24 protein-coding genes are annotated in these 26,878 nt (G+C 72.8%); 2 read left to right on the top strand and 22 right to left on the bottom strand.

The annotated features are described in order from the left end of the window. Positions 1–58: 58 nt before the first annotated feature. The 5 genes from AB0K34_RS33305 to AB0K34_RS33285 form a co-directional block, all read right to left on the bottom strand. Positions 59–2,428, bottom strand: a complete 2,370-nt coding sequence (locus AB0K34_RS33305) for an FtsX-like permease family protein (RefSeq protein ID WP_364552941.1) — start codon at positions 2,426–2,428, stop codon at positions 59–61. After that, positions 2,425–3,192 (bottom strand): ABC transporter ATP-binding protein, encoded by a 768-nt coding sequence (locus tag AB0K34_RS33300; protein WP_364552940.1) that lies wholly within the window; start codon positions 3,190–3,192, stop codon positions 2,425–2,427. Before AB0K34_RS33300 ends, AB0K34_RS33305 begins: the two co-directional genes overlap by 4 nt. Then, positions 3,173–3,856 (bottom strand): TetR/AcrR family transcriptional regulator, encoded by a 684-nt coding sequence (locus tag AB0K34_RS33295; protein WP_364552939.1) that lies wholly within the window; start codon positions 3,854–3,856, stop codon positions 3,173–3,175. Before AB0K34_RS33295 ends, AB0K34_RS33300 begins: the two co-directional genes overlap by 20 nt. A gap of 165 nt (positions 3,857–4,021) precedes the next feature. Further along, positions 4,022–4,867 carry an ABC transporter permease gene (locus tag AB0K34_RS33290; RefSeq protein WP_364552938.1) on the bottom strand — a complete coding sequence of 282 codons (846 nt, stop codon included), beginning with the start codon at positions 4,865–4,867 and terminating at the stop codon, positions 4,022–4,024. Further along, the gene (locus AB0K34_RS33285) at positions 4,864–5,889 is read right to left on the bottom strand and encodes an ATP-binding cassette domain-containing protein (RefSeq protein WP_364552937.1); all 1,026 of its coding nucleotides are present in this window, start codon (positions 5,887–5,889) and stop codon (positions 4,864–4,866) included. Before AB0K34_RS33285 ends, AB0K34_RS33290 begins: the two co-directional genes overlap by 4 nt. Before the next feature lie 210 nt (positions 5,890–6,099). On the opposite strand from AB0K34_RS33285, the gene AB0K34_RS33280 reads away from it, so the two are divergent. After that, positions 6,100–6,957, top strand: a complete 858-nt coding sequence (locus AB0K34_RS33280; protein ID WP_364552936.1) for an oxygenase MpaB family protein — start codon at positions 6,100–6,102, stop codon at positions 6,955–6,957. A 14-nt stretch (positions 6,958–6,971) separates the two neighbouring features. On the opposite strand, the gene AB0K34_RS33275 is transcribed toward AB0K34_RS33280, so the two are convergent. Genes AB0K34_RS33275 through AB0K34_RS33250 form a run of 6 tightly spaced genes read right to left on the bottom strand, consistent with a single transcriptional unit; the run spans position 6,972 to position 13,343 of the window. Beyond that, complete coding sequence (locus tag AB0K34_RS33275) at positions 6,972–9,740, bottom strand: DEAD/DEAH box helicase (RefSeq protein WP_301177308.1); 2,769 nt, start codon at positions 9,738–9,740, stop codon at positions 6,972–6,974. 37 nt (positions 9,741–9,777) lie between these two features. Beyond that, complete coding sequence (gene tatC / locus AB0K34_RS33270; RefSeq protein WP_364552935.1) at positions 9,778–10,641, bottom strand: twin-arginine translocase subunit TatC; 864 nt, start codon at positions 10,639–10,641, stop codon at positions 9,778–9,780. A gap of 51 nt (positions 10,642–10,692) precedes the next feature. Next, positions 10,693–11,076: a Sec-independent protein translocase subunit TatA gene (gene tatA, locus AB0K34_RS33265; RefSeq protein WP_364552934.1), complete on the bottom strand. Its 384-nt coding sequence runs from the start codon at positions 11,074–11,076 to the stop codon at positions 10,693–10,695. A gap of 25 nt (positions 11,077–11,101) precedes the next feature. Continuing rightward, a complete protein-coding gene (locus AB0K34_RS33260) occupies positions 11,102–11,320 on the bottom strand; it encodes a hypothetical protein (protein WP_301177319.1) in 219 nt (72 codons plus the stop codon). 23 nt (positions 11,321–11,343) lie between these two features. Beyond that, a complete protein-coding gene (locus AB0K34_RS33255; protein WP_364552932.1) occupies positions 11,344–12,336 on the bottom strand; it encodes a WYL domain-containing protein in 993 nt (330 codons plus the stop codon). Beyond that, positions 12,333–13,343 (bottom strand): WYL domain-containing protein, encoded by a 1,011-nt coding sequence (locus AB0K34_RS33250; RefSeq protein WP_364552931.1) that lies wholly within the window; start codon positions 13,341–13,343, stop codon positions 12,333–12,335. Before AB0K34_RS33250 ends, AB0K34_RS33255 begins: the two co-directional genes overlap by 4 nt. 104 nt (positions 13,344–13,447) lie before the next feature. Here AB0K34_RS33250 and AB0K34_RS33245 point away from each other — a divergent pair, with 104 nt between their 5' ends. Continuing rightward, on the top strand, positions 13,448–14,530 hold the full coding sequence (locus tag AB0K34_RS33245) for a DUF3866 family protein (protein WP_364552930.1): 1,083 nt from the start codon (positions 13,448–13,450) through the stop codon (positions 14,528–14,530). Here AB0K34_RS33245 and AB0K34_RS33240 read toward each other — a convergent pair. The 11 genes from AB0K34_RS33240 to AB0K34_RS33190 form a co-directional block, all read right to left on the bottom strand. Next, positions 14,527–15,033 (bottom strand): DUF3291 domain-containing protein, encoded by a 507-nt coding sequence (locus AB0K34_RS33240; RefSeq protein WP_301177314.1) that lies wholly within the window; start codon positions 15,031–15,033, stop codon positions 14,527–14,529. The two genes, AB0K34_RS33245 and AB0K34_RS33240, sit on opposite strands and share 4 nt — an antisense overlap. 33 nt (positions 15,034–15,066) lie before the next feature. Beyond that, positions 15,067–15,735 (bottom strand): transcriptional regulator, encoded by a 669-nt coding sequence (locus AB0K34_RS33235; protein WP_364552928.1) that lies wholly within the window; start codon positions 15,733–15,735, stop codon positions 15,067–15,069. Positions 15,736–15,851: 116 nt separating this feature from the next. Then, positions 15,852–16,790, bottom strand: a complete 939-nt coding sequence (locus AB0K34_RS33230) for an FKBP-type peptidyl-prolyl cis-trans isomerase (RefSeq protein WP_364552927.1) — start codon at positions 16,788–16,790, stop codon at positions 15,852–15,854. A gap of 112 nt (positions 16,791–16,902) precedes the next feature. After that, a complete protein-coding gene (gene pafA / locus AB0K34_RS33225) occupies positions 16,903–18,261 on the bottom strand; it encodes a Pup--protein ligase (RefSeq protein WP_067800572.1) in 1,359 nt (452 codons plus the stop codon). A gap of 194 nt (positions 18,262–18,455) precedes the next feature. Continuing rightward, positions 18,456–19,229: a proteasome subunit alpha gene (gene prcA / locus AB0K34_RS33220; RefSeq protein WP_301177320.1), complete on the bottom strand. Its 774-nt coding sequence runs from the start codon at positions 19,227–19,229 to the stop codon at positions 18,456–18,458. Between the two features lie 21 nt (positions 19,230–19,250). Continuing rightward, positions 19,251–20,096 carry a proteasome subunit beta gene (prcB, locus tag AB0K34_RS33215; protein WP_138641984.1) on the bottom strand — a complete coding sequence of 282 codons (846 nt, stop codon included), beginning with the start codon at positions 20,094–20,096 and terminating at the stop codon, positions 19,251–19,253. 158 nt (positions 20,097–20,254) lie between these two features. Next, the gene (locus AB0K34_RS33210; protein WP_364552925.1) at positions 20,255–21,430 is read right to left on the bottom strand and encodes an endonuclease VII domain-containing protein; all 1,176 of its coding nucleotides are present in this window, start codon (positions 21,428–21,430) and stop codon (positions 20,255–20,257) included. A 112-nt stretch (positions 21,431–21,542) separates the two neighbouring features. After that, positions 21,543–21,752 (bottom strand): ubiquitin-like protein Pup, encoded by a 210-nt coding sequence (locus tag AB0K34_RS33205; protein ID WP_089325987.1) that lies wholly within the window; start codon positions 21,750–21,752, stop codon positions 21,543–21,545. Positions 21,753–22,036: 284 nt separating this feature from the next. Further along, complete coding sequence (gene dop, locus AB0K34_RS33200) at positions 22,037–23,554, bottom strand: depupylase/deamidase Dop (RefSeq protein ID WP_301177318.1); 1,518 nt, start codon at positions 23,552–23,554, stop codon at positions 22,037–22,039. 159 nt (positions 23,555–23,713) lie between these two features. Continuing rightward, positions 23,714–25,477, bottom strand: a complete 1,764-nt coding sequence (gene arc, locus AB0K34_RS33195; RefSeq protein ID WP_364552924.1) for a proteasome ATPase — start codon at positions 25,475–25,477, stop codon at positions 23,714–23,716. Between the two features lie 289 nt (positions 25,478–25,766). Beyond that, positions 25,767–26,738: a tRNA (adenine-N1)-methyltransferase gene (locus tag AB0K34_RS33190; RefSeq protein ID WP_364552923.1), complete on the bottom strand. Its 972-nt coding sequence runs from the start codon at positions 26,736–26,738 to the stop codon at positions 25,767–25,769. Positions 26,739–26,878 lie beyond the last annotated feature (140 nt).

The raw sequence follows: 26,878 nt of genomic DNA, 5'->3' as shown, positions 1-26,878 counted from the left end.
CCGCCGCAAGCCGATCAAGACGCCGACGCGGGCGCCGCGGCGCCCGCGTCGGCCGGGGTCACCCGGTCCGTTCGCGGACGAGGGCGGCGAGGTTCATCCGGGCGAGGCCGCGCAGGCCGGGGAGCTGCGCGAGCCAGGCGACGGCGAGCACGGCCAGCGCCGACCAGGCGAACGTCGCGGGCTTGATCTCGGCGTGGAAGGACATCAGGTCGCTGTTGAACGCGCCGAGGAACGCGCCGGTCGCGAGCCGCCCGAGGACCAGGCCGGGCACCGCGCCGGCGGCGACCACGAGGAGGTTCTCGGCGGTGACGAGCCGGGCGAGGCGGCGCCGCCCGACGCCGGCGGCGCGCAGGGTGGCCAGTTCGGTGCCGCGTTCGGCGAGGTTGACCGACAGGGTGGCGAACAGCACGGTGAAGGCCAGCAGCCCGCCGAACGCGAGCATGACCGCGACGAACACGTAGAACAGGTTCATGTACTGGTCCATGGTCTTCTTCAGCGCCTGCGCGTCGGTGTAGGCGACGACGCCGGGCCGGGCGGCCAGGGCGTGCTCGACGGCGGCGCGGTCGGCGCCGGGGTCGAACGTCACGAGGACGGTGTCGGGCCGGGCGCCGGGGTCCCACGCGGCGACCTGGTCGAGGGAGGCGTAGGCGTAGGTGCCGAGCGGCTCGTCCACGAACCCGGCGACGGTGGTGGTGACGGTGCGGCCGCCGGGCAGACGCAGCCCGATCCGGTCTCCCGTGTCCACGCCGAGCTTGCCGCGCAGCGCGGCGCCGATCAGCGCGCCCTGCCCGGGCAGCGCCCGCTCACCGCCGCCGGGGGTGAGGAAGCGGTGCATCGTCGTCGTCTCGGGGAGGCCGACGACGGTGGTGGAGTACCCGGCGTCCCCGGCGGTGATCGTGACGGGCAGGTGCGCGGCGGGCTCGGCGGCGCGGACGCCCCGTGTCCCGGCGATCGCGGCGAGGCCGCCGCCGTCGAGGGGGCGGCCGAGGGTGAGCTCGGCGTCCTGCCGCTGGATCCGGTCGAACTGGCGGGACACGGTGGCCTGGGAGGAGTCGAGCATCCCCCACGACACCAGGATCAGCACGAGGGCGAGGACGACGCCGGCCATGGTGTAGAGGGTGCGGCGGAACTGGCGGGCGGGGCCGCGCAGCACCAGCCACGCCCCGGCGGGCAGCCGCCCGGCGAACGGCAGCGCCCGCTCCAGCCGGGCGAGGAGCCCCGCTCCCCCGGTGCGGGGGACGGTGCCGCGCATCGCCTCGGCGGGCGGGACGCGGGCGGCCGCCACGGCGGGGGCGAGGGCGGCGAGGGCGCCCGCGACGATCCCGAACGCGAGCCCGGCGAGGACGGTGGTGGCGCGCACCGACACCAGCGTCTCCGGCAGCCCGATCGCGTCCCCGTACAGCCGCGTGACCGTCCCGGCGAGCAGCAGCCCGGCGCCGACGCCGAGGACGGACCCGGCGGCGCCGACCGCGACGCCGGTCGCCAGGTAGTGCCCGACGAGGGTGCGGCGGCGGAACCCGCCGGCGCGCAGCGTGCCGATGACGACGCGGTCGCGGGCGACGCGGCGGGTCAGCACCACGTACACGGGGACGCCGGCGGCGGCGAGGAACAGCAGCGGGAACATCACCGCCAGCTCGGAGAACCCCTTGATGTCCTCGGCGAGGGTCGCGTTGGAGGGCTGCTCGGCGCGGGTGATCGCGGCGCCGGCGCCGTGCCCGCGGGCGGCGGCGGTCAGGGCCGCGTCCAGTTCGGCGGCCCGGTCGCGGCCCGCGGCGGTGTAGTACACGGCCACCTGGTTGGGCGCGGCGGCGCCGGCGATGCTGCGGGCGAGCGGCTCGGGGACGAACAGCACCCCGAACGAGCCGGGCGCGGGCAGCACGTCCTGGCGGCTGGCGGCGGGCCACAGGTACTCGGGCGAGGACGCGGTGCCGCGCACGCGCACCGTCCGCCACGCGCGGCCGTCCCACACCGACACCCCGTCGCCGGGCTTGAGGTGCGCATGGTCGGCGATGTGCCGCTCGGCGAGGACGCCGTCGGGCGCGGCGGGGTCGAGGTAGGCGCCGGTGAGGACCTTCACCCGGTTCACCTCGGGCTGGGACCCGGCGGGCAGCCCGACGACGCGGCCGACGAGGGTGTCCCCGCCGGGCATGCGCAGCGGCACGTCGGCGACGGTGCGGGCGGCGGCGGCCGCCACACCCGGCCGGGCCGCCGCCTCCCCGGCGATCGCGGCGGCGTCGCCGCCCGACAGGGTGAGGTCGGCGAACCGGTAGTCGCGGAAGGTCTGCTGGTATCCGGCGTCCAGGTTCTTGTAGGCGTCGTAGGACGCGCCGAACAGCGCGACGCCGAGCATGACCAGCACCACCACCGACACCAGCTGCGCGGGGCGGCGCCGCAGGTCGCGGCGGAGCTTGGTGTTGAGGACGCTCACCACGTCACCTCGTCGGCCCCGGCGGGGGCGTCGTTGGCGGTGACCTCGACGATGCGGCCGGAGCGCATCCGCACCACGCGGTGCGCGATCGCGGCGATGGCGGCGTTGTGGGTGACGACGAGGACGGTCCTGCCCTCGGCGTTGAGGTCCTTCAGGACGCGCAGGACGCCGCGCCCGGTCTCCAGGTCGAGGGCGCCGGTGGGCTCGTCGCACAGCAGCAGCGCGGGGTCCTTGGCGATGGCGCGGGCGATCGCGACGCGCTGCTGCTCGCCGCCCGACAGCTGCGCGGGGAAGTGCCCGGCGCGCTCGGCGAGCCCGACGGCGGCGAGCGCGGCCTCGGCGCGGTCGCGGTCGCCGCGGCCGGTCAGCTCGGCGACCAGCCGGACGTTCTCCAGCGCGGTCAGCGACGGGACGAGGTTGAAGAACTGGAACACGAACCCGACGGTGTCGCGCCGGTAGGCGGTGCGGCCGTCCTCGCCGAGGCGGGAGATGTCGCGGCCGCCGGCGACGACCTCGCCCTCGGTGGCGGGCTCGATCCCGCCGATCAGGTTGAGCAGGGTCGTCTTGCCGGACCCGGACGGGCCGAGCAGCACGGCGAACTCGCCCTGCTTCACCTCCAAGTCCGCCTCGCGCAGCGCGTGGACGGCGGCGTGGCCCGTCCCGTAGGTCTTGCCGGCGCCGCGCAGCAGGACCGCCGGCGGGGCGTCGGCCCGCGCGGTCCCGGCCGCGCCGGCGGGTGCCGGCTCACTGGCGTGTCGCGTCATCCTCGTCTCCTCCGTCTTCGTCGGCGCGCCCGGCCGTGCGATGGGGCGCGGGGCCGGGCGCAGGCCCGGGCGCGGGGCCCGGCGCGGTGCCGGGGGCGCGCAGCAGGGCCAGCAGCCCGGCCGCCGCGTCGCCGGCCTCGGTCTCGGGGTCGATCAGCACGTGCATGAGCAGCCCGTCCAGCAGGGCCGCGATCACCACGGCGAGGCCGCGCGGATCGGCGTCGGCGCGCAGCGTCCCGGCCGCCTGGTTCTCGGCGAGCCGGGCGGCGAGCAGGTCCCGGAACATCCGGATCTGCCGCTCGGTCTCGGCGCGCAGCTCCGCGTCGCGGATCCCGTGCAGCATCGCCTCGACCATCACCCGCTGCCCGGCGGTGCCGGGGCCGCGCGCCACCAGCTCGCGGACCGCGTCGGCGACCCCGGCGAGGGCGTCCCCGGCGCGCAGGATCGCCTCGACCGGGCCCTCCAGCTCCTTCTCGACCGCGTGCATGACCGCGGCCCGCCGCAGGGCGTCCACGGACCCGAAGTAGTAGTGCACGAGCGCGTTGTTGGCCTGCGCCCGGTCGGCCACGACCCGCGACGTCACCGCGGCCCAGCCGCCCTCGGCCATCACCGCGACGGCCGCCTCCAGCAGCCGGATCCGGGTCGGCACCTCGCCGTCCGCCATCGCTCCCCCGCTTCTTGGTCACTCGCTTTAAGCAACTGCCCAACACAGTAGACCCGAATCGTTGCACCCTGCAACAGTCCAGCTCGGGGGCATGAAAAGGCCGCCGGCCTCCCGCGCCCGGTGGGGCGGGAGGCCGGCGGCCGAGATCGGCGGCGCGGGCCGCGGTCAGGCGTCGCGGCGCTTGAGCAGGTACGCGGCGACGGCGAGGAGCGCGGCCGTCCACAGGGCGAAGACGCCGTACCCCTGCCAGGGCGACAGGATGTCGTCGGGGCCCTGGTGGGCCTTGGCGATCAGCGCGCCCGCCTCCGACGGCAGGTAGGCGTGGATGTGGTCGCCGACGCTGCCGGGCAGCAGCATCGCCAGCGGCGCCAGCACCAGCACGAACCCGATGACGCCGGTGATGCCGCCGGCGGTGTGCCGCACGATCGCGCCGACGGCGAGCGCGAACAGCCCGAGCATCGCCAGGTACAGGCCGCCGCCGATGACGGCGCGCAGCACGCCGTCGTCGCCGAGGGAGACCTCGATCTTGTCGCCGCTGATCGCCGAGCCGATGAAGAACGACCCGAACGACACCGCGACGCCGAGGACGAGCACGACGGCCGCGAACACGGTCGCCTTGGCCCACAGCATCGGCAGCCGCCGCGGCACCGCGAGCAGGCTGGCGCGGATCATGCCGGTGGAGTACTCGGAGGCGACCACCAGCACGCCGAGCACGCAGATCGCCAGCTGGCTGAGGAAGAAGCCGCTGCCGAGGATGAAGCTGACCGGGTCGGCGGCGATCTGCGCCTGGTCGGTCGGGCTCGCGTTGTCCCACTGGGCGATGGTGAGGCCGACGAGCAGCGCGGTGAACCCGAGGTCGAGGACGACCAGCAGGATCAGCGACCACAGCGTGGACCGGACGGTGCGGATCTTCGTCCACTCGGCGACCAGCAGCCGCCCGAAGCCGGGCTTGGCGAACTCGTCCGGACCGGCCTGGGGCGCGGCGGCGGTGGCGGTGGCGGGCGGGGTCATCGCGGCTCTCCCTCTGCGCTCGGGACGGCTCCGGGGGCGGCTCCCGGCACGGCACCGGGCACGGCACCGGGCACGCCCCCGGGCACGCCTCCGGCGCCCGGGATTGCTCCGGGGGCGCCCTCGCCGGCGCCGTACTCGACGCTGTCGCGGGTCAGTTCCATGAACGCCGCCTCCAGGGAGCCCCGGGTCGGGGTCAGCTCGTGCAGGACGATCCCCTCGGCGGCGGCGAGCTCGCCCACGCGGGGCGCCTCCATGTGGGTGACGGTGAGCAGGCCCTCGCCGCCCGGCTCGGCCTTGCCGCCCTCGGCGGAGACGACGCCGGCGAGGCGCTCGGCGTCGGGGCTGCGCACGACCACCGCCTTCTGGGTGCTGCGCTCGATGAACTCCTCGGTGGAGCAGTCGGCGATCAGCCGGCCGCGGCCGATGACGATGAGGTGCTCGGCGGTGACGGCCATCTCGTTCATGAGGTGGCTGGAGACGAACACGGTCCGGCCCTCGGCGGCGAGCCGCTGCATGAGGGTGCGGATCCACACGATGCCCTCGGGGTCGAGGCCGTTGACGGGCTCGTCCAGGATCAGCACGGACGGGTCGCCGAGCAGCGCGGCGGCGATGCCGAGCCGCTGCCCCATGCCGAGGGAGAACCCGCCGGCGCGCTTGCGGGCGGGCCCGGTGAGCCCGACGAGGTCGATGACCTCGTCGACGCGCTTGCGGCCGATGCCCTGCGTCTGCGCCAGGCACAGCAGGTGGTTGTAGGCGCTGCGGCCGGTGTGCACGGCCCGCGCCTCCAGCAGCGCGCCGACCACGCGCAGCGGCGCGTTCAGGTCGCGGTAGTGGCGGCCGTGGATGCGGGCGTCGCCGCGGTCGGGCCGGTCCAGGCCGAGCAGCAGCCGCATGGTGGTCGACTTGCCCGCCCCGTTAGGGCCGAGGAAGCCGGTGACCCGGCCGGGGACGACCGTGAAGGACAGGTCGTCCACGGCGGTCTTGTCGCCGTAGCGCTTGGTGAGGTTCTCCGCCTCGATCATTCACACGTCCCGGTCGGTTCGGCGGCGTTTTCCGTGATCACGGTCACACTAGCGCGTCCGGCGCGGCGCGCGGATCCTCCGGAGTGCGGAGCCGCCTCCGACCTTCGGAGGGGGTGCCGGCCTGCGGGTCCCGCGCCGCCGGCCTTATTGACCGTTCGTCAATAGGTGCGGGAGGATGGCGGCCACGCTCCGACCGCTCGGGAGGCACGCTTGCCCGCCACACCCCCGATCCCCGCGCCCGACCTGCCGGCCGAGCGGCTCGCCGACCGCGACGTGCTGCGCGCGCTGGCCGCCGAGCCCCTCGTCGGCCTCGCCGCCGGCCGGGCCCTGCTCATGCAGCTCGCCCACCCCGCCGTGGCCCGCGGCGTCGCCGAGCACAGCGACTTCGCCGACCGGCCCCTCGCCCGGCTGTTCGGCACCCTGGACTTCCTGCTCGTCACCACCTTCGGCACGCCCGACCAGGTCGGCCGGATCGCCGCGAAGGTCCGCGGCATCCACGGCGCCGTCCGCGGCGAGGGCTACTCCGGCAACGACCCCGGCCTGCAGCTGTGGGTCAACGCCACCCTCATCGACTCGGCCCTGTACGTCCACGAGACCCTCATGCGGCCCCGCGACGACGGCCTGCCCGAGGACTACTACCGGCAGGCCCGCGTCGTCGCCGAGGTCCTCGGCTGCCCGCTGGACGCCCAGCCCGCCGACCTGGCCGAATTCCGCGCCTACATGGCCGAGACGCTCGCCGCGCTGGAGGTCACCGACACCGCCCGCGAGGTCGCCGACGCCGTCCTGCGGCCCCGCAAACTGCGCGTCCTGTTCCCCGCCCTCGCGGTGTTCCGGCTCATCACCGCGGCGATGCTGCCCGAACCGCTGCGCGACCAGTACGGGCTGCCGTGGACGCCGGGCCGGCGCCGCGCCGCCGCGCTGCTGCTCGGCACCGCCTCCACCGTGCACCGCATCACGCCGGGCGTGCTGCGGCGCCCGCCGCGGCCGCTCCTGGTCCGCCTCGCCACCCACCGCGTGAACCGCACCCTGTCCGCGCGCCGCGCCCGCCGCCGCGACGGCCGCCCCTAGCCCCGGGGCCGGGGCTAGGCCACGGAGGAGTACGCCACGACGCCGCGGCGCATCGCGTCCATCGCCCGCCGCGCGGTCTTGCGCAGGTGGCTGTTCTCCGGCGCCGCGTCGACGATCTGGCCGAGCAGGTCCAGCAGCTGCTTGACCGCGCGGACGAAGTCGCCCGCGGTCAGGTCGCTCTCCAGCAGCACCTCGTCCAGGTCGTCGCCCTTCGCCCACCGGTACGCCGTCCACGCGAACCCCAGGTCGGGCTCCCGCAGGAACGACACCCGGTTGTCGCGTTCGACCGCGTCCAGCTCCCCCCACAGCCGCACCATCGCGGCCAGGGCGTCCTGCGCGGCACCGCCCGGCGTCCGCGGCGGCGTCGCGTCGTCGGGCTGCCGCGACTCGTACACCAGCGCCGACACGCACGCGGCCAGCTCGGCGTGGCCGAGCTTGTCCCACAGCCCCTCGCGCAGGCTCTCGGCCGTCAGCAGGTCCAGCTCGTTGTAGATCCGGCCGAGGCGGCGGCCCGCCTCGGTCACCGCGTCGCCGTCGAGGTACCCGAGCTGCTGCAGCACCGCGCACACCCGGTCGAACGTCCGCGCGATCACCTGCGAGCGGCCCTCCACCCGGCGCCGCAGCTGCTCGGTCTCCCGGTCCAGCCGGTGGTACCGCTCCGCCCAGCGGGCGTGGTCCTCGCGCTGGTCGCAGCCGTGCACGGGATGGCGGCGCAGCTCCGCGCGCAGCCGCGTCACCTCGGCGTCCTCGGCCGCGGCCGAGTCCCCCCGCGACCGCTTGCGCTCCCGCACGTCGTCGGGCACCCGGTTGCGCAGCGTCGACGCCAGGTCGCGGCGGTCCTGCGGGTTGCGGGGACTGAACGACTTCGGCACCCGGATCCGGTCGACGGGCTCCACCGCGCGCGGGAAGTCCTGCACCGACAGCCGCTGCACCGACCGGTTCACCGTCAGCACCAGCGGCGCCGGGCCGTCCGAGCGGCGCCCCACCCCCGGGTCCAGCACGACGGCGAGGCCCGACCGCCGCCCCGACGGCACCAGGATCACATCGCCCGGCCGCAGCCGCTCCAGCGACTTCGCCGCCTCCGCGCGCCGCGCCGACGACCGCTCCCGCGACAGCTCCGCCTCCCGGTCCGACAGCCGCCGCCGCATCGCCGCGTACTCCATGAAGTCGCCCAGATGGCACTGCGCGGCCTCCGCGTACCCCTGCAGCGCCTCCTCGTTCTTGCGGACCTGCCGGGCCAGCCCGACCACCGCCCGGTCGGCCTGGAACTGCGCGAACGACTCCTCCAGCAGCGTCCGGGCCCGCTCGATCCCGACGGCGCCGACCAGGTTCACCGCCATGTTGTAGGACGGCCGGAAACTGGAGTTCAGCGGGTAGGTGCGGGTGCCCGCGAGCCCCGCCACCGACGCCGGCTCCACGTTCGGGCCCCACACCACCACGGCGTGGCCCTCCACGTCGATGCCGCGCCGCCCCGCCCGGCCCGTCAGCTGCGTGTACTCGCCGGGCGTCAGGTCGACGTGCGCCTCCCCGTTCCACTTGTCGAGCTTCTCGATCACCACGGTGCGGGCCGGCATGTTGATGCCGAGCGCCAGCGTCTCCGTCGCGAACACCGCTTTGATCAGCCCGCGGGTGAACAGCTCCTCGACGATCTCCTTGAACGTCGGCAGCATCCCGGCGTGGTGCGCGGCGACACCGCGCTCCAGCGCGTCCAGGAAGTCGCCGAACCCGAGGATCCGCAGGTCCTCCGGCGCGATGTCGGCGGTGCGCAGCTCGGCGTGCGCGCGGATCTCCTCCGCCTCCTCCTTGGAGGTCAGCCGGATCCCCGCGTGCAGGCACTGCAGCACCGCCGCGTCGCAGCCGGCCCGGGAGAAGATGAACGTGATCGCCGGGAGCAGCCCGGCGCGCTCCAGCCGCTCGATCACGTCCGGCCGGTGCGGCGGCCGGAACCGCTGCGGCCGCGGCGCCCGCCGCCGGCCCGTCCGCCGCCCCTGGTTGACCTTCGCGCGGCGGACCTCCTCCACCGCCATCCGCGTCAGCTGCGGGTTCAGCCGGGCCTGCCGGTCCTTGCCCTTGCCGGTGTCGGCGAACAGGTCGTACAGGCGGGAGCCGACGAGCATGTGCTGGAACAGCGGGACGGGGCGGTGCTCGTCCACGATCACGGCGGTGTCGCCGCGGACCTCGTGCAGCCACTCGCCGAACTCCTCGGCGTTGGACACCGTCGCCGACAGCGCCACGATCCGCACCGAGTCCGGGACGTGGATGATCACCTCTTCCCAGACGGCGCCGCGGAACCGGTCGGCGAGGTAGTGCACCTCGTCCATCACCACGAACGCCAGCCCCGCCAGGGTCTGCGACCCCGCGTACAGCATGTTCCGCAGCACCTCGGTCGTCATCACGACGATCGGCGCCTCGCCGTTCACGCTGTTGTCACCCGTCAGCAGCCCCACCTTCTCGGGCCCGTACCGGCGGACGAGATCGGCGTACTTCTGGTTCGACAGCGCCTTGATCGGCGTGGTGTAGAAGCACTTGGTGCCGCCGGTCAGCGCCAGGTGGACGGCGAACTCCCCCACCACGGTCTTCCCGGATCCGGTGGGCGCGGCGACCAGGACGCCGCTGCCGTCCTCCAGCGCCTGGCACGCCTCCAGCTGGAACGGGTCCAGCTCGAAGTCGTACAGGGTGCGGAAGTCCAGCAGGGCCGGGCCGTGCCCCGCGGTGCGCCTGCGGTAGGCCGCGTAGCGCTGGGCCGGGGACTGCTCGGCCGACGTCGTGTCGGGGGTGGTCATACTTCGAGCCTACGGTTTCGACCGGCCCGATACCCAATCAGCGGGCCCGCTCGCCCTTCTCCAGCTCGGCGTCGATCGCCTCCAGGTCCAGCGGGGACGCCTCGTCGTCGGACAGGCCCGCGTACGGATCGGCGCGGTTGGCGCGGCGGCGGTCGTTGAGGAACGCCAGCAGCGCGGCGATCTCGAACAGCAGCACCGTCGGCAGCGCCAGCGCCAGCATCGTGAACGGGTCCGCGCTCGGCGTCGCGACCGCCGCGAACACGAAGATCCCGAACAGGATCATCCGCTGCGACCGGCGGATCCGCGACGAGCTCAGCACCCCGGCCAGGTTCAGCACCACCACGAACAGCGGGAGCTCGAACGTCAGCCCGAACACCAGCAGCATCGTCAGCACGTAGCCGAGATAGCTGTCGACCGTGATCAGGGGTTTGACGTCGTCGGCGACGAACCCCAGGAAGATCGCCAGGCCCTTGTCGACCGTCAGGTACGCCAGGCCGGTGCCGACGAAGAACAGCGGGACCGCCGCGCCCAGGAACACGTACGTCCAGCGCCGCTCGCGCTGGTACAGCCCCGGCGCGATGAACGCCCACAGCTGGTACAGCCACACCGGCGCGGAGATCACCGCGCCGATGATGCAGGAGATCTTCAGCTTCAGGAAGAACGAGGAGAAGATCCCGTTGACGAACAGGGAGCACTGGTCCTTGTCGACCACGTGGGACTGCGGCAGCGAGCAGTACGGCTGCTTCAGGAAGTCCCAGACCGGGTCGAACAGCAGCCAGCCGGCGATCGCGCCGACCACGAAGGCCAGGATCGCCTTGATCAACCGGTTGCGCAGCTCACGGAGGTGGTCCATGAGCGGCATGCGGCCGTCGGGGGCGGCGTCGCGCCTGTTCAGCTTCATCGCGGGCATTCAGGCTCGGGGGCGGCGGGGCGGGATCGTCGCGGCGGGCCGTCAGCCCTGGCGGAGCCGGTCGGGGTCCGACACCGGCACACCCTGGATCGGCTCACCGGAACCGAGCGCACCGCGCGGGCGCCCGCCCTCGGCCGCGGCGGCCTCGCGCTCCAGCCGGGCCGCCTCCTCCCGCAGCCGCGCCGCGCGCTCGCGCGCGTCCGCCTCACCCTGCGGCTGCGCCGGGGACTGCGCCGCCGCCTGCGCCGGCTGCGCGGCCTGGTCGGCGGGCGCGTCGTCGTCCTCGCGCAGCCCCTTGGTCTCCGCCTTCAGGATCCGCGCGGACTTGCCCAGCGACCTCGCCAGCTGCGGCAGCTTCGCCGAACCGAAGATCAGCACGACGACCAGCAGAATGATGATCAGTTCGGGAGTCCCGATGTTCGGCATGGCAATCCTCTTCAGCAGACGGCACTCACGCAGATCGTACGCCCTCGCCGGACGTTTGTGACGACCGGGATTCGTCGAGGCGGGAGAGTTCATCGCGCAGCGCCGACTGTTTCGGCTCCAGCCGCCGCCTGGTGCGTTCCAGTTCACGACCGAAACGCCGCACGCCCAGCCACACCTTGAAGGCGCACCAGGCGAGCACGGCCAGCCCGGCGAAGCCCAGCGACACCGACACCGCGACCCACATCACCCGGCGAGGCTACCGGATCGCTACGCCAGCCCGTACCGGGACAGCGCCCGCGCCGCGTCCTCCCGCACCCCGGCCGCGACGGCCTCGGGCGCCACCACCCGGCCCTGGTCGCCGAGCCGCAGCGCCAGCCCCCGCACCCACCGCGCGTCCGGGGACCGCAGCACGACCCGCAGCCGCCCCTCCCCGAGCTCCTCCACGCTCTCGCACGGGTAGTAGTCCGCCACCCACCGGCCCCGCGGCGTCAGCTCCAGCATCACCGCCGCGTCCTGCGGCGACGGCCGGAACAGCCCCGCGTCCACGTCGATCGGCTCCGCCTCGTCCGGCACCTGCGCCGGCACCTCCAGCACCGCCAGCCCGGCGATCCGGTCCAGCTTGAACAGCCGCACCGCCTCCGCCCGCCGGCACCACCCCTCCAGGTAGGTGTTGCCCTCCACCACCAGCAGCCGCATCGGGTCGACGTCCCGCTCGGTGTTCTCGTCCCGCGCCGGCACGTAGTACGTCAGGTGCACCCGGCGGCGCCGCGCGATCGCGTCCCGCAGCACCCCGACCGCGGTGCGCGCCGGGTCCGCGGTGCCGCCGTAGGCGTCCACCTCCACCGCGACCTTGCTGGACACCGCCGCGGCCTCCCCCGCCGCGCTCTCCAGCTTCGCGATCACCCGGCTCAGCGCGTCCCGGTCGTCCAGGTCCGGGATGCCCGCCAGCATCCGCAGCGCCACCAGCAGCGCCGACGCCTCGTCGGTCTTCAGCCGCAGCGGCCGCGCGATCGACTCCGCCTCCGCCACCGTGATCTCCCCGCCCTCGTAGGACAGGTCGATCGGGCAGTACGGGTCCGGCGCCCGCAGCTCCACGCACCACAGCAGGTTCAGGTCGTCGATCAGCTGCTTCTCGGTCACCCCGAACGCCGCCGCCGCCTCGCCGAGCAGCACCGAGTCCCGGTTCACCACGTACGGCACCAGGGCCAGCAGCCGCCCCAGCCGGTCGGTCGACGTCGTCGCCGCCGCCTTCCCGCTCATCGAACCTCCCCCTCCGGCGCCGGCCAGCCGCCCGCGCCCGCCAGCACCGACTTCAGATGCTGGATCACCGCCTCCCGCAGGTCGGGCGGGTCCAGCACCACCACGTCGTCGGCGAACCGCGCCAGGTACGGCGCGAACCGGTCCACGTCACGGAACGTCAGCACCGCCTCGTCCCAGTCGCCGTCCCACGCCGCGTCCTCCACCGGGCGCACGTCCCGGGCCCACCGCCGCGGGCCCTGCGCCGCGCCCCGCCGCAGCCGCACCACCGCCGGCCGCGGCTCGCTCACCGGGTCGCCCCAGTCGAACGCGATGCGCCGCACGTCCACCCCGTCCGGGACGGTCACCGACCCCGCCGCGCCGTCCGCCGCGACCTCGCCCACGATGCGGCTCAGCCGGAACACCCGCTGCTCGTCGCGGTCGCGGTCGAACCCCACCACGTACCAGCGGCCCCGGCGGCTCACCACCCCCCACGGCTCCAGGTGCCGCCGCACCACCGACGTCCGCCCGATGCCCTGGTAGTCGAACGCCACCGGCCGGCCGTCCCGCACCGCCTCCCACAGCGCCGCGAACGACGGCTCGTGGGTGTTCACCCGCGGCTCGATCCCCACCGCGGGCGCCGCGTCGGTCTCCACCCCCGCCGCGCGCAGCTTCAGCAGCGCCCCCGACGCCGCCTCCGCCATGCTCGCCCGCTGCCACACCCGCGCCGCGAGGCCCAGCACCGCCGCCTCGTCCGGCGTCAGATGGATGTCGGGCAGCTCGTAGGCCTGCGGCGGGATCCGGTACCCGATCTCCTCACCGCCGCCGCCCTGCAGGTCGCTGCCCACCTCGAGGGGGACGCCGAGCTCGCGGAGCTCCTCCTTGTCCCGCTCGAACATGCGCTTGAACGCCTCATCGGAGTCCGGGTAGCCGGGCACGGCCCGGCGGATCTGCTCGGCCGTCAGATAGCGCCGGGTCGCGAGCAGGCAGACCACCAGATTCAGCAAGCGCTCGGTCTTGCGCCGCGACACTCCGCCACCACCTCGTTCCCTCCGTGTCCCCGCGTGGCCCCGCCCCCGCCGGGTGGACCGATCGCCCCCGCGAGCCGTCGTGCAGGACGCTACCGTTTCCCGGTGTGATCCGATGGCGCAAAGGCACAGTCGAGGACATCCGCCGCGAATGGCCGGGGGCGGTCGAGCTGACCGTCTCAATCGGGGGCGACGGCACGCACCGCGCCCTGGCCTATCCCGCCCTGGTGGGCCGGCCCGAACCGGGCGATACCGTCCTGCTCAACACTACGGCCTTGGCGATGGGCCTCGGCACCGGCGGCTACGCCATGGTCGTCGCGGTCCCCGACCGGCTCCCGCCCGACCCCGCCGGCCCCGGCCACCTGGTCAAGGCCCGCTACACCCCGCTCCAGGCCACCGTCCTCGGCGCCGACGAGCAGGACTCCCCCCACCACGACCTGCTCCGCGACGCCGACTCCGTCGGCGGCATGCCCGTCATCGTCGCCGACCTGCACTCGGCGCTGCCGCCGATCCTTGCCGCGCTGCTGGCCGCCCGGCCCGCCACCCGCGTCGTGTACGTCATGCCGGACGGCGGCGCGCTGCCGGCCTGGTTCTCCATGTCCATCGCCCGGCTCAAGGACGCCGGGGCCCTGGCCGCAACCGTCACCGCCGGGCAGGCGTTCGGCGGCGACCTCGAAGCCGTCACCGTCCACACCGGGCTCCTCGCCGCGCGGCTCGTCCTGGACGCCGAGGTCGCCGTCCTCGCCCAGGGCCCCGGCAACCTCGGCACCGGGACCAAGTGGGGGTTCTCCGGCGTCTCCGCCGGCGAGGCCGTCAACGCGGCGTCCGTCCTCGGCGGCCGGCCCGTCGGCTCACTGCGCGTCAGCGAGGGCGACAAGCGCGAACGCCACATCGGCGTCTCCCACCACTCCCTCACCGCCTACGGCCGCGTCGCCCTCGCCGCCGCCGACATCCCCGTCCCCGAACTCGGCGGCGCCTTCGGCGCCCGCGTCGCCGCCGAGGCCGCCCCGCTCGGCGACCGGCACCGGCTCGTCCCCGTCCCCGTCGACGGCCTCCACGAGACCCTCAGCGCCGCCGAGAAGGACTGGGGCGTCCGGCTGTCCACCATGGGCCGACGGCTCGACGAGGACCTCCCCTACTTCCTCACGGCGGCCGCCGCCGGCCGCCACACCGCCGCCCTGCTCGGCTAGGAGACCCCGGCGGCCCCCGCCGCCGCGGTCTCCTCCGCGGCGGCGGCCTCGGCGGCGGTGTAGGACGCGTTGAACGTGAACGCGCGCGGGGACGGGCCGTGGGCGCGCAGCAGCGCGAGGCGCTCCAAGCCCTCTTCCACGGTCGGGATCTTGCCCGCCGGGATCCACCACATGACGAGATGCGCCTCCAGGTGCCGCCGGAACCACTCCCGGCGCCGCCGCAGCGTCTCCAGGTGCGCGCTGCGGTACACGAAGTCCCACAACTCCTCGGCCGACTCCCACACCGAGTAGTTGACGATCACATCGGCGCCGGCGGGGCGCATCCCGGTCGCGTCCGCCTCCCCCTCCTCCACCAGGCGCCACACGAAGCCCGGCGCGGCGTCGGCGAGCGCGTTCACCGGGTCGAGCAGCGCGACGAAGTCGGCCATGCCCGGCGCGTCGAGGGGCTCCAGGAGGGTGGCGACGTTGAACTCGGCGAGATGGTACGCGGCGTCATCGGTCATGATCCCCACCTCACCACGGCGCGCGTTTCTATGTCAACGCTCATTGTTTTTAGAAGGCGGCTCCGGCTGCGGGACATCGGCCGCCACACAGCACCAGCCCGGCCGCGGATCCATCCGCACCCGCACCTCGGAACCCTCCACCAGCCCCTCCAGCAGCGCCAGGTTCATCCCGCACACCAGCGGCGGGAATACCTCCGCCACCGCGTGGAACGGGCAGTTGCGCATCCGCAGCACCGCCCCGCCCTCGTCCGCCACCGGCTCATAGCCCCGCTCCGCCAGCACCCCCGCCAGCCCCTCGACGCCACCGCCCCACGCGCCCCGCAGCGCCCGACCCCGGCGCCGCGCCGCGTCCTGCACCTCCATGTCCAGGCCCGCCGACTCCGCCGCCTCCGCCAGCACCCCCGCGGCCGTCCCGTAGTCACGCGGCGGCACCGACACGCCCCGCTCCACCGCCGACCGCCGGTACACCTTCGCCGGACGCCCCGCACCCGGCCCCGACCGGCCCGTCAACCGCCTGCTGCCCGCCTCCAGCAGCCCCGCGTCCACCAGCTTGTCCAGATGGAACGCCGCCAGCGTCCGCGCGACGCCCGCCGCCTCCGCCGCCTCGTTGCGCCCCACCTCGCGCCCCTGCGCGGCCACGAACTCGTACAGCCGCCGCCGCACCGGATCCTGCAGCAGCGCGATCGCCTCGATGTCCTCCACCCCGCCATACTAAGAACAACGACGACTTCGCTTAGAAGCGCCGCGACGGCCCGCCGCCGGCGGCGGGCCAGCGTGGAGGGAGTCAGTGCGCGGCGCGGGTCAGTGCGCGGTGCGGGTCAGTGCGCGCCCAGGAGGTCCACCACGAACACCAGCGTGTCCGAGCCCTTGATCCCGAACTGCGCCAGGCCCTTCGCCCCGTACCCCAGCGACGGCGGCACCACCAGCAGCACCCGGCTGCCCACCCGCTGCCCCACCAGGCCCTGGTCCCAGCCCTTCATCACCTGACCGGTCCCGATCACCGCCGCCGACGGATGCCCCGACGACCACGACGAATCGAACACCCGCCCGTCCCGCCAGAAATACCCGCCGTACTGCAGCACCATCAGCTGCCCCTTGCGCACCGCCGGGCCGTCACCCCGCACCAGCGTCCGCACCTGCAGCCTCTTCGGCGCCGCCACCCGCGGCATCGTCACCACCGGCGCCTGCCCCGCCGGCGCCTCCGCCACCTTCGGCAGCCCCGGCTCGCTCAGCGGCGCCTGCTTCGCCCCGCGCGGCCCCGCCGACTTCGGATACACCGCCCGCACGTCCAAGACGTACACCAGCGTGTCGTCCGCCCCCACCTGGTGCTTCGGGTCCCCGTCCGCGCCGAAACCGTCCTCCGGCGGGATCCGCGCCACCACCCGCGACCCCGCCCGCGCCCCCACGAACGCCTTCGTCAGCCCCGGCACCAGCCGGCCCGTCGGAAACGCCCCCGGCTGCCCCTTCGCGTAACTGCTCGCCAGCAGCTTCCGCCCGTCCTTGCTCCACCGGTAGCCCACATAATCGGCCACCACCAGATCACCCTTGCGGGCCGCGGCGCCCTTCCCGTCCACCAGCGTCTCCACCGCGAACTTCTCGCCCGGCGCGCCCTTCGGGAACTTCACCTCCGGCAGCTTCCCGACATCGCCCCGCACCGTCACACCCACACCGTCGCCGCCCCACCAGCACCCCGCCGACAGCGCCAACGGCGCGGCGAGCACGACGACCACGGACAGCACACGGGAACGGCGGAGCATACGGGGGTCCTCCGAGGGGCGACGAACCGCTACTGCGCGCTCACCCTACCGCCCTGGTGACCCGCCGGTAGCCCCCGGCGCGCGTGTCGCGCCGGAGGCCGCCGCGCCGCCGCTACATCCCCGCGATCAGCTTGTCCACCCGCTCGTCCACCGACCGGAACGGGTCCTTGCACAGCACCGTCCGCTGCGCCTGGTCGTTAAGCTTCAGATGCACCCAGTCCACCGTGAAGTCGCGCCGCTTCTCCTGCGCCTTCCGGATGAACTCGCCCCGCAGCCGCGCCCGCGTCGTCTGCGGCGGAACCGACTTCGCCTCGAAGATGTCCAGATCACGGGTCACCCGGTCCACCGAGCCCCGCTTCTCCAGCAGGTAGTACAGGCCCCGGTCACGATGCACATCGTGGTACGTCAGATCCAGCTGCGCCACCCGCGGCGACGACAGCGGCAGATCGTACTTGCGGCGGTACCGCTCGATCAGCTTGTACTTCGTCACCCAGTCGATCTCCCGCGCCACCAGGTCCAGATCCCCGGTCTCCACCGCCCGCAGCGTCCGCTCCCACAGCTCCAGCACCCGCTTCGCCGTCGCGTCGCCGCCGCGCGCGTCCACGAAGTCCCGCGCCTTGCCGAAGTACTCCTTCTGGATCTCCAGCGAACTCGCCTCCCGGCCGTTCGCCAGCCGCACCTTCCGCCGGCCCGTCATGTCATGGCTCACCTCGCGGATCGCCCGGATCGGGTTCTCCAGCGTCAGGTCGCGCATCACCACGCCCGCCTCGATCATCCGCAGCACCAGGTCGGTCGCCCCGACCTTCAGCAGCATCGTCGTCTCGCTCATGTTCGAGTCGCCGACGATCACGTGCAGCCGCCGGAACCGCTCCGCGTCCGCGTGCGGCTCGTCCCGCGTGTTGATGATCGGACGCGACCGCGTCGTCGCCGACGACACGCCCTCCCAGATGTGCTCCGCCCGCTGCGACACGCAGTACACCGCGCCGCGCGGCGTCTGCAGCACCTTCCCGGCACCGCAGATGATCTGCCGCGTCACCAGGTACGGGATCAGGACGTCCGCCAGCCGGCCGAACTCCCCGTGCCGGCCCACCAGATAGTTCTCATGGCAGCCGTACGAATTGCCCGCCGAATCCGTGTTGTTCTTGAACAGGTAGATGTCGCCGGCGATGCCCTCCTCGCGGAGCCGCCGCTCGGCGTCCACCAGCAGACCCTCCAGGATCCGCTCACCCGCCTTGTCATGCGTCACCAGATCCACGACCGAATCGCACTCCGGCGTCGCGTACTCCGGATGACTTCCCACGTCCAGGTACAGCCGCGCCCCATTGCGCAGGAACACATTGCTGCTACGACCCCACGACACCACCCTCCGGAACAGATAGCGCGCCACCTCGTCCGGCGACAGCCGCCGCTGCCCCCGGAAGGTACAAGTGACGCCGTACTCGTTCTCAAGCCCGAAGATGCGCCTGTCCACACCAAGACCCTATGCGGCCAGGCCCCCACTTGGCAGTCTCTCGACCCCACCGTTTCCCGCGGCGCCGCCCCGCCGTACCCTCGGCACGGCAAAGCCCGCCGCGGCGACGCGGACACGACCGCACCGCCACGACGGGCCCCAGCCACGCAGCCCCCGCCCGCCCCCACCGGGACGGCGCGCAGGACCGCGCGGCCTCAGTCCTCGTCCGCCCCCGACGCCGGAGACGACCCCGCGGAACCGCCCGGCTCGGCATCGCCCGACGCGGCCCCCGCCCCGCCGGACCCCTCCGCCGCCGACAGCAGATCCGCGATCCGCGCCGCCGTCAGCCGCTTGAACAGCCGGTGCTCCCGGTTCCGGTCCAGCACCGCGACCTCCAGCGACGTCGCCTCCAGATGCCGGTCCGAATCCTGCGCCTCCAGCGCCCGCACCGCCGTCCGCAGCGCCTCCACCAGCGACGAGCCCTCGCGGTAGCCGTCCTTCAGCGACTGCGCCACCGCGTCCGCCTGCCCGCCCATCGCCACATAGCCGTGCTCGTCCGCCACCGAACCGTCGAACGTCAACCGGTAGATCTGGTCGGTCTCCGCGTCCTCGCCCACCTCCGCGACGACCAGCTCCACCTCGTACGGCTTGTTCGTCTCCGTGAAGATCGTCCCCAGCGACTGCGCGTACACGTTCGCAAGCCCCCGCGCCGTCACGTCCCGGCGGTCGTACTGGTACCCGTTGATGTCGGCGTACCGCACCCCGCCCAGCCGCAGGTTCTCGAACTCGTTGTACTTCCCCACCGCCGCGAACGCGATCCGGTCGTAAATCTCACTGATCTTGTGCAGCGCCCGCGACGGGTTGTCCGCCACGAACAGGATGCCGTCGTCGTACTGCAGCACCACGACACTGCGGCCACGCGCGATACCTTTGCGCGCATAGTCCGCCTTGTCCTTCATCTGCTGTTCGGGCGACACGTAGAACGGCATGGACACCGGTCAGGATCCCTTCTATCGCAGCGGGGCGGTCGGACCGCCCGGCGAGTCGTAACGTCCGTCGACGACGGCCTGCGCCAGCGCGCCCACCTCGTCCTCGCCCAGCCGGCGATACCCGTCCGACGTCACCGACGCCACCACCGGGAAGATCCGGCGCGTCAGATCGGGCCCGCCCGTCGCCGAGTCGTCATCCGCCGCGTCGTACAGCGACTGCACGCACACCAGCGCCGCGTCCTCCGCCGACAGGTCGCCCCGGTACAGCTTCTTCAGCGCGCCGCGCGCGAACACCGACCCCGAGCCGATCGAGTGGAAGTCCCGCTCCTCGTACCGGCCCCCCGCCGGGTCGTAGGAGAAGATCCGGCCCTCGTCCCGCTCCTCGTCATAGCCCGCGAACAGCGGCACCACCGCCAGGCCCTGCATCGCCATCGCCAGGTTCTGCCGCACCATCGTCGCCAGCCGGTTCGCCTTGCCCTCCACCGACAGCGTCCGGCCCTCGCGCTTCTCGTAGTGCTCCAGCTCCACCTGGAACAGCCGCACCATCTCGATCCCGATGCCGGCCGTCCCGGCGATCGCGATCGCGGAGAACTCGTCCGCCCGGAACACCTTCTCGATGTCGCGCTGCGCGATGACGTTGCCCGCGGTCGCCCGCCGGTCCCCCGCCATCACCACCCCGCCGGGGAAGCTCACCGCGACGATCGTCGTCCCGTGCGGGATCTCGTCCCCCGCCCGCGACGCCGGCGGCGTCCGCCCACCGGGCAGCGACTGCGGGGAGTACGCCCCCAGGAACTCGGTGAACGACGACGTATCCGGGTTCGCGAACAACCCGGGCAGACGCCCGATATGCGAATCGTGGGACGCCACGCGACTCCCTTCCCTCCACCATGGCACCGGCGCTGGACAACCCCACCGGCACGGACGTCTACGACCCTACTGTTCAAGGTCGCCCGCGCGCATGCCACGTGATCCCCACCCGCCTAAGCCCACGGCGAACCCTCGCAGCGCGACAACCGCCCGGGACGTCACCCCGCGCGCTCCTCGACCATGGACGCATAGGAGTCCATGATCCGTTCCAGGCACCGGGACAGCCATGTCGGCCCCTCATGGTCGTCGTCGACCGCCCACACCGACCGGCGATGACGACCGTCCGCCTCCCGGTAGGACTCCCAGCCCCCTGCCGCCACCGTGCTCGGGTCGACGTCGGGCACCGTGAACGACAGACGTCCCCTCCCGCCCGGCGCGGGGACCGTTCTGACCAGTTCGCCGAGCAGGTAGTCCGCCGCACGCCTCAGCGAAACCGGGTCGTCCCCGAGCTGGCCCATACCCGTGTTGCAGCCGCCGCACGCCATCCCGCGCACGGCACCCGTCACATGATCGTGGTCCACGTGCTCGGCGGGGACGTCCCAGCAGATCGCGCACATGCCGCCCTGGACGGAGAGAAGCCATGCCGCGTCCCCGTCATTGATTCCGTACCTGCGGCGCAGGTGGTTCTGTCGGGGCGTGGTGTTGGGCGTCGTCCTCGCCCCCCAGTGGGCGAAGCCGTCGTTGCGGCGAGCGCGATCGTCGATGACCGGCGAGCCGAGTTCGGCATGCATGCGGCTCGCGTGCGGGCCGCGGAGCTCCAGGTAGTCCGCGGCATCGCCCAGCAGGCGCGGGTCGTCGCGGAACTGGCCGAGCGCACCGTTGCACTTGAAGCAGAGAACTCCGCGGACCACACCTGTGAGGTGGCTGTGATCTACGTGCTCTGGGTTCGCTCGGAGGCAGACGACGCAGATTCCGCCCTGGCGGGCGATCATCTGGTCGACCTCCTGCTCCGTGACGCCGTAGCGGAGTTTGAGCAGGTAGTTGCGCGCGCTGCCGTGCTTGCGGTCTCTGATCTCCGCGACCGCCCTCGCGTGGCACGGGCGGCAGTAGTGGGTCAGACCGGAGGCGGCGGAGCGGTTCCGCCCGAACTCGGCGACCGATTTCACCTCTTCGCACTGCGGGCAGTACTTCATCCCCTCGGGGACATCCGAATGCCGGCGATAGGCCCTCGTTGTCTTGCCCAGCTTCGCCTGTTTCTTTCGATATGAACGGCTGTTGCGCAGACCGAAGCAGACCTTGCAGTAGTAGGCCAGGCCGTCCTTGGAGGACGTGAGCTTCCAGAAGTCGGTCTCGGGCTTCAGTTCGCCGCAGTCACGGCACACTTTCGAACGCATGGGCGAGACTTTAAAGTCTCGCCCATGCGTTCGGGATGGCTTTTAGGTTATGAGGAGATTGTCCTCGGAATCCTGTCCGATCAGTGGGGCTAGTGGATCGGACAAACCGGGATCATTCCCCCCCCTTCTGGATATAGGCACGGACGAAGTCTTCTGCGTTCTCTTCCAATACTTCGTCTATTTCGTCCAGAATTGAGTCCACGTCGTCCGTGAGCTTCTCCTGGCGCTCTTGCACGTCCTCGGTGGTCGTGGCCTCGGTCTCCTCGACCTCTTCCGTGCGCCGGGTGGTCTGCTTCTGACCGCCGGTGTCCTTCGTGGCCATTCCGTACCTCCGCTCTGCCGGTGCCTCCGACCCTAGCCGGGATCTTCGACGGCTAGCGGATCTTGAAACGTCCGTTTCGCCGTCCCGGTTCCCCGCGGGCCGAGGGCATGCTCGGGTTATCGCCGGTCCGCCGGGCAGTGAAACGGGCAAAGCGGTCACGAAACCGAGACCTCACCCGTCCGCGCAGGTCAGCGGGGCGATAGGGCTCGATAGTCACACTATCCAATGGAACGCGCGAGAGCCGGGCGGCGCGCTCTCGCGCCGCCCGGCTCCGGGGCGTCCGGTCAGCTCTGGCCGGTCAGGGTCGCCACCAGGTCGGCGGCGGTACGGCAGCGGTCCAGGAGGCCGCCCACGTGCTGCTTGGTGCCGCGCAGCGGCTCCAGGGTCGGGACGCGCTGGAGCGACTCGCGGCCGGGGACGTCGAAGATGACCGAGTCCCAGGACGCGGCGGCGACGGACTCGGCGTACTGGCGCAGGCAGCGGCCCCGGAAGTAGGCCCTGGTGTCCTCCGGCGGGTCCTCCACGGCGGCCTGGACCTCGGCCTCGGTGATGACCCGGTCGATGCGGCCGCGGTCCACGAGGCGGTTGTAGAGGCCCTTGTCGGGGCGGATGTCGGTGTACTGCAGGTCGACGAGCTGCAGGCGCGGGTGCGACCAGTCGAGGCCGTCGCGGCTGCGGTAGCCCTCGAGCAGGGAGAGCTTGGCGACCCAGTCGAGCTCGCGGGACAGCTGCATGGGGTCGTCGCCCAGGCGGTGCAGGACGGACTCCCAGCGGTCGAGGACGTCCTTGGTCATCTCGTCGACGTCGGCGCCGAAGCGGTCCTCGACGTACTTGCGGGACTGCTCGAGGTACTCCATCTGGAGCTGGACGGCGGTCATCTTGCGGCCGTCGCGGAGGGTGAGCAGGTGCTTGCAGGACGGGTCGTGGGACACGGCGCGGAGCGCGGCGACGGGCATGTCGACGGACAGGTCGACGGTGAGGAAGCCGTCCTCGATCATGGCGAGGACGAGCGAGGTGGTGCCGAGCTTGAGGTAGGTGGACAGCTCGGCCATGTTCGCGTCGCCGATGATGACGTGCAGGCGCCGGTACTTCTCGGGGTCGGCGTGGGGCTCGTCGCGGGTGTTGATGATCGGCCGCTTGAGGGTGGTCTCCAGGCCGACCTCGACCTCGAAGAAGTCGGCGCGCTGGCTGATCTGGAAGCCGTCGCCGCGGCCGTCGACGCCGATGCCGACGCGGCCGGCGCCGCAGACGACCTGGCGGGAGACGAAGAAGGGGGTGAGGTGCCGGACGATGTCGGCGAAGGGGGTCTCGCGGCGCATGAGGTAGTTCTCATGGCAGCCGTAGGAGGCGCCCTTGTTGTCGGTGTTGTTCTTGTAGAGCTGGATGGGGTGGGTGCCGGGGACGAGGGCGGCGCGCTGCGCGGCGTCGGCCATGACGCGCTCGCCGGCCTTGTCCCAGATGACGGCGTCGCGGGGGTTGGTGCACTCGGGTGCGGAGTACTCGGGGTGGGCGTGGTCGACGTAGAGCCGGGCGCCGTTGGTGAGGATGACGTTGGCGAGGCCGAGGTCCTCGTCGGTGAGCTGGGTGGGGTCGGCGACCTCGCGGGCGAGGTCGAAGCCGCGGGCGTCGCGGAGCGGGTTCTCCTCTTCGAAGTCCCAGCGGGCCCTGCGGGCCCGTGCCGCCGAAGCCGCGAGGTAGGCGTTGACGACCTGGGAGGAGGTCACCATCGCGTTGGCCCCTGGCTGTCCCGGTACGGAGATGCCGTACTCGGTCTCGATGCCCATCACCCGCCGAACAGTCATATCGTCGAGCCTATCGGGGCGGCGGGGGTGGAGCCACGGGACGGGGGTGTGGCGGGGGTTGCGGCGTGGCGGCGCGGGGTCCGGCGGCCCCGCGGAACGCGGGCGCGGCGGCCCCCCGTCGGGGGAGCCGCCGCGCGGTTGCCGTCATGGTGCGGGGCGTTACAGGTACTGGCCGGTGTTGGCGACGGTGTCGATGGACCGTCCGGCCTCGGCGCCCTTGGTCCCGGAGACGAGGGTGCGGATGTAGACGATCCGCTCGCCCTTCTTGCCGGAGATGCGGGCCCAGTCGTCGGGGTTGGTGGTGTTGGGCAGGTCCTCGTTCTCGCTGAACTCGTCGACGCAGGCGGCGAGGAGGTGGGTGACGCGCAGGCCCTTCTGGCCGGTGTCGAGGAACTGCTTGATGGCCATCTTCTTGGCGCGGTCGACGATGTTCTGGATCATCGCGCCGGAGTTGAAGTCCTTGAAGTAGAGGACTTCCTTGTCGCCGTTGGCGTAGGTGACCTCCAGGAAGCGGTTCTCCTCGGTCTCGGCGTACATGCGTTCGACGGTCCGCTGGATCATGGCGTCGACGGTGGCCTCGGCGGAGCCGCCGTGCTCCTTGAGGTCGTCGGGGTGGAGCGGGAGTCCGCCGAGGATGTACTTGGAGAAGATGTCCTTGGCGGCCTCGGCGTCGGGCCGCTCGATCTTGATCTTGACGTCGAGCCGGCCGGGGCGCAGGATCGCGGGGTCGATCATGTCCTCGCGGTTGGACGCGCCGATGACGATGACGTTCTCCAGGCCCTCGACACCGTCGATCTCGCTGAGCAGCTGCGGGACGATGGTGTTCTCGACGTCGGAGGAGACTCCGGAGCCGCGGGTGCGGAAGATGGAGTCCATCTCGTCGAAGAAGACGATGACGGGGGTCCCGGCGGACGCCTTCTCGCGGGCCCGCTGGAAGACGAGGCGGATGTGCCGCTCGGTCTCGCCGACGTACTTGTTGAGCAGCTCGGGGCCCTTGATGTTGAGGAAGAAGCTCTTGCCCTCCTGGCCGGTCTTCTCCGCGACCTGTTTGGCCAGGGAGTTGGCGACGGCCTTGGCGATGAGGGTCTTCCCGCAGCCGGGGGGTCCGTAGAGGAGGACGCCCTTGGGCGGGCGGAGCTGGTGCTCCCGGAACAGGTCGGCGTGCAGGTAGGGAAGTTCCACGGCGTCGCGGATCAGTTCGATCTGGGAGCCGAGGCCGCCGATCTCGTTGTAGGAGATGTCGGGGACCTCTTCGAGGACGAGTTCTTCGACCTCGGCCTTGTGGATCTTCTCGTAGGCGTAGCCGGACCTTGATTCGAGCATCAGGGAGTCGCCGGCGCGGAGCGGGACTCCGCGCAGCGGCTCGGCGAGCTTGACGACGCGTTCCTCGTCGGCGTGCGCGATGACGAGGGCGCGTTCGCCGTCGTCGAAGAGCTCCTTGAGCATGACGACTTCGCCCTGCTCTTCGAAGTCGAGGGCTTCGACGATGTTGAGCGCCTCGTTCAGCATGACCTCTTGGCCGCGCTGGAGTTCGTCGATCTCGACGGCGGGGCTGACGTTCACGCGGAGCTTGCGCCCGCCGGTGAAGATGTCGACGGTCCCGTCGTCGCGGGCTTCGAGGAAGACGCCGAATCCGGACGGTGGTTGTGCGAGCCTGTCGACCTCCTCCTTGAGCGCCACGATCTGTTCGCGAGCCTCTTTGAGGGTCGCTACGAGTCGCTCGTTCTGGCCGGTCACTGCGGCCAGGTTTGCCTGTGCCTCATGGAGGCGTTCTTCCAGCACACGTACTTGGCGCGGGGATTCCGCGAGCTTGCGGCGCAGCACGGAGATCTCCTCCTCCAGGAAGGAGATCTGCGTTTGGAGGTCCCTGACCTCCTTTTCGTGCTGCGCCCTGCGCGCCCCAGCATCGTCACGAGCGGCCACGCCCCGTCACCTCCTCACGAAGAGAGCCGACGACCTACTGAGACCCTACCTATCTGGAGGGCTTCCGTAACCTGCCCATTCGGTGTTCGTGTCGTGCGGGGGTCTTCCGGGAGGGTTGGGAGGGGTGCTGTGGGGGTGGTGCGGGGCGTGGGGTTACGGGGTGTGGACCTGGGGGTCCGGGGTGTCGGGCGTGTCGTGACGGGGGGTTTGCCGAGTTCGGTGGGTGTGCGCGGGACGCGCGCGGCCGGGCGCGGCGCGGCGGGGCGCCGCCGGGCGGCCGGATTGTGATCTAGGACTCGGTGGGGCGCCCGGGCGCGTCGTCGGGGCCGCCGGCGGGTTCCGCGCCGGGCGTGTCGCCGCGGGGGGCGTCGCCGCCCGGGGCGGGGTGGGCGCCCTTGGCGGGCCGGCGGCGCCGGGCGGGCGGGGTGACGCCGTCGGCGAGGCGGCGGGCGGTGACGAGGAAGCCGGTGTGGCCGACCATGCGGTGGTCGGGGCGGACGGCGAGGCCGTCGACGTGCCAGGAGCGGAGCATGGTCTCGAAGGCGTAGGGCTCGGCGAAGCCGCCCTGGGCGCGCAGGTCCTCGACGACGCGCGACATCTGGGTGGTGGTGGCGATGTAGGCGCAGACGAGGCCGCCGGGGATGAGGGCCTTGGCGACGGCGTCGAGGGTCTCCCAGGGGGCGAGCATGTCGAGGACGACGCGGTCGGCGTCGGTTTCGGCGAGGGCGTGTTCGAGGGAGCCGACGGTGAGGCGCCAGGCGGGGTGGGGGCCGCCGAAGAACTTCTCGACGTTGGCGCGGGCGATGTCGGCGAAGTCGGGGCGGCGCTCGTAGGAGGAGACGAGGCCGTGTTCGCCGACGGCGCGCAGGAGGGAGCAGGTGAGGGCGCCGGATCCGGCGCCGGCCTCGATGACGCGGGCGCCGGGGAAGATGTCGGCCATGGCGATGATCTGGGCGGCGTCCTTGGGGTAGACGACGGCGGCGCCGCGGGGCATGCGGAGGGTGAAGTCGGCGAGGAGGGGGCGGAAGGCGAGGTATTCGATGCCGCCGGTGGAGCGGAAGACGCTGCCTTCGGGGCTGCCGATGATGTCGTCGTGGGGGATGGAGCCCTTGTGGGAGTGGTAGAGCTTGCCGGGCTGCAGGGTGATGGTGTTGATGCGGCCCTTGGGGTCGGTGAGCTGAACCTGGTCGCCGGGGCGGAAGGGGCCGTGGGGGATGCGGCCGAGGGCGGGGGCGGGTCCGGTGGGCTGGGGTTCGCTCATGGTCGTCAAGGCTAGCGGCGGGGGCGGGCAGGTCGGGCCGCTCGGGGCCCCTGCCGGCTCCCGCCGCGGCGGGGGCCGGGGGGGGGGGGGGCGGGGGGGGGGTGGGTGTGGCGGGAGGGGGGGGGAGGGAAACGGGGATT

Origin of the sequence: Actinomadura sp. NPDC049382, assembly GCF_040677125.1 — a bacterium.
Taxonomy (GTDB): domain Bacteria; phylum Actinomycetota; class Actinomycetes; order Streptosporangiales; family Streptosporangiaceae; genus Spirillospora; species Spirillospora geliboluensis.
This window is presented reverse-complemented; position numbering and strand designations above follow the sequence as displayed.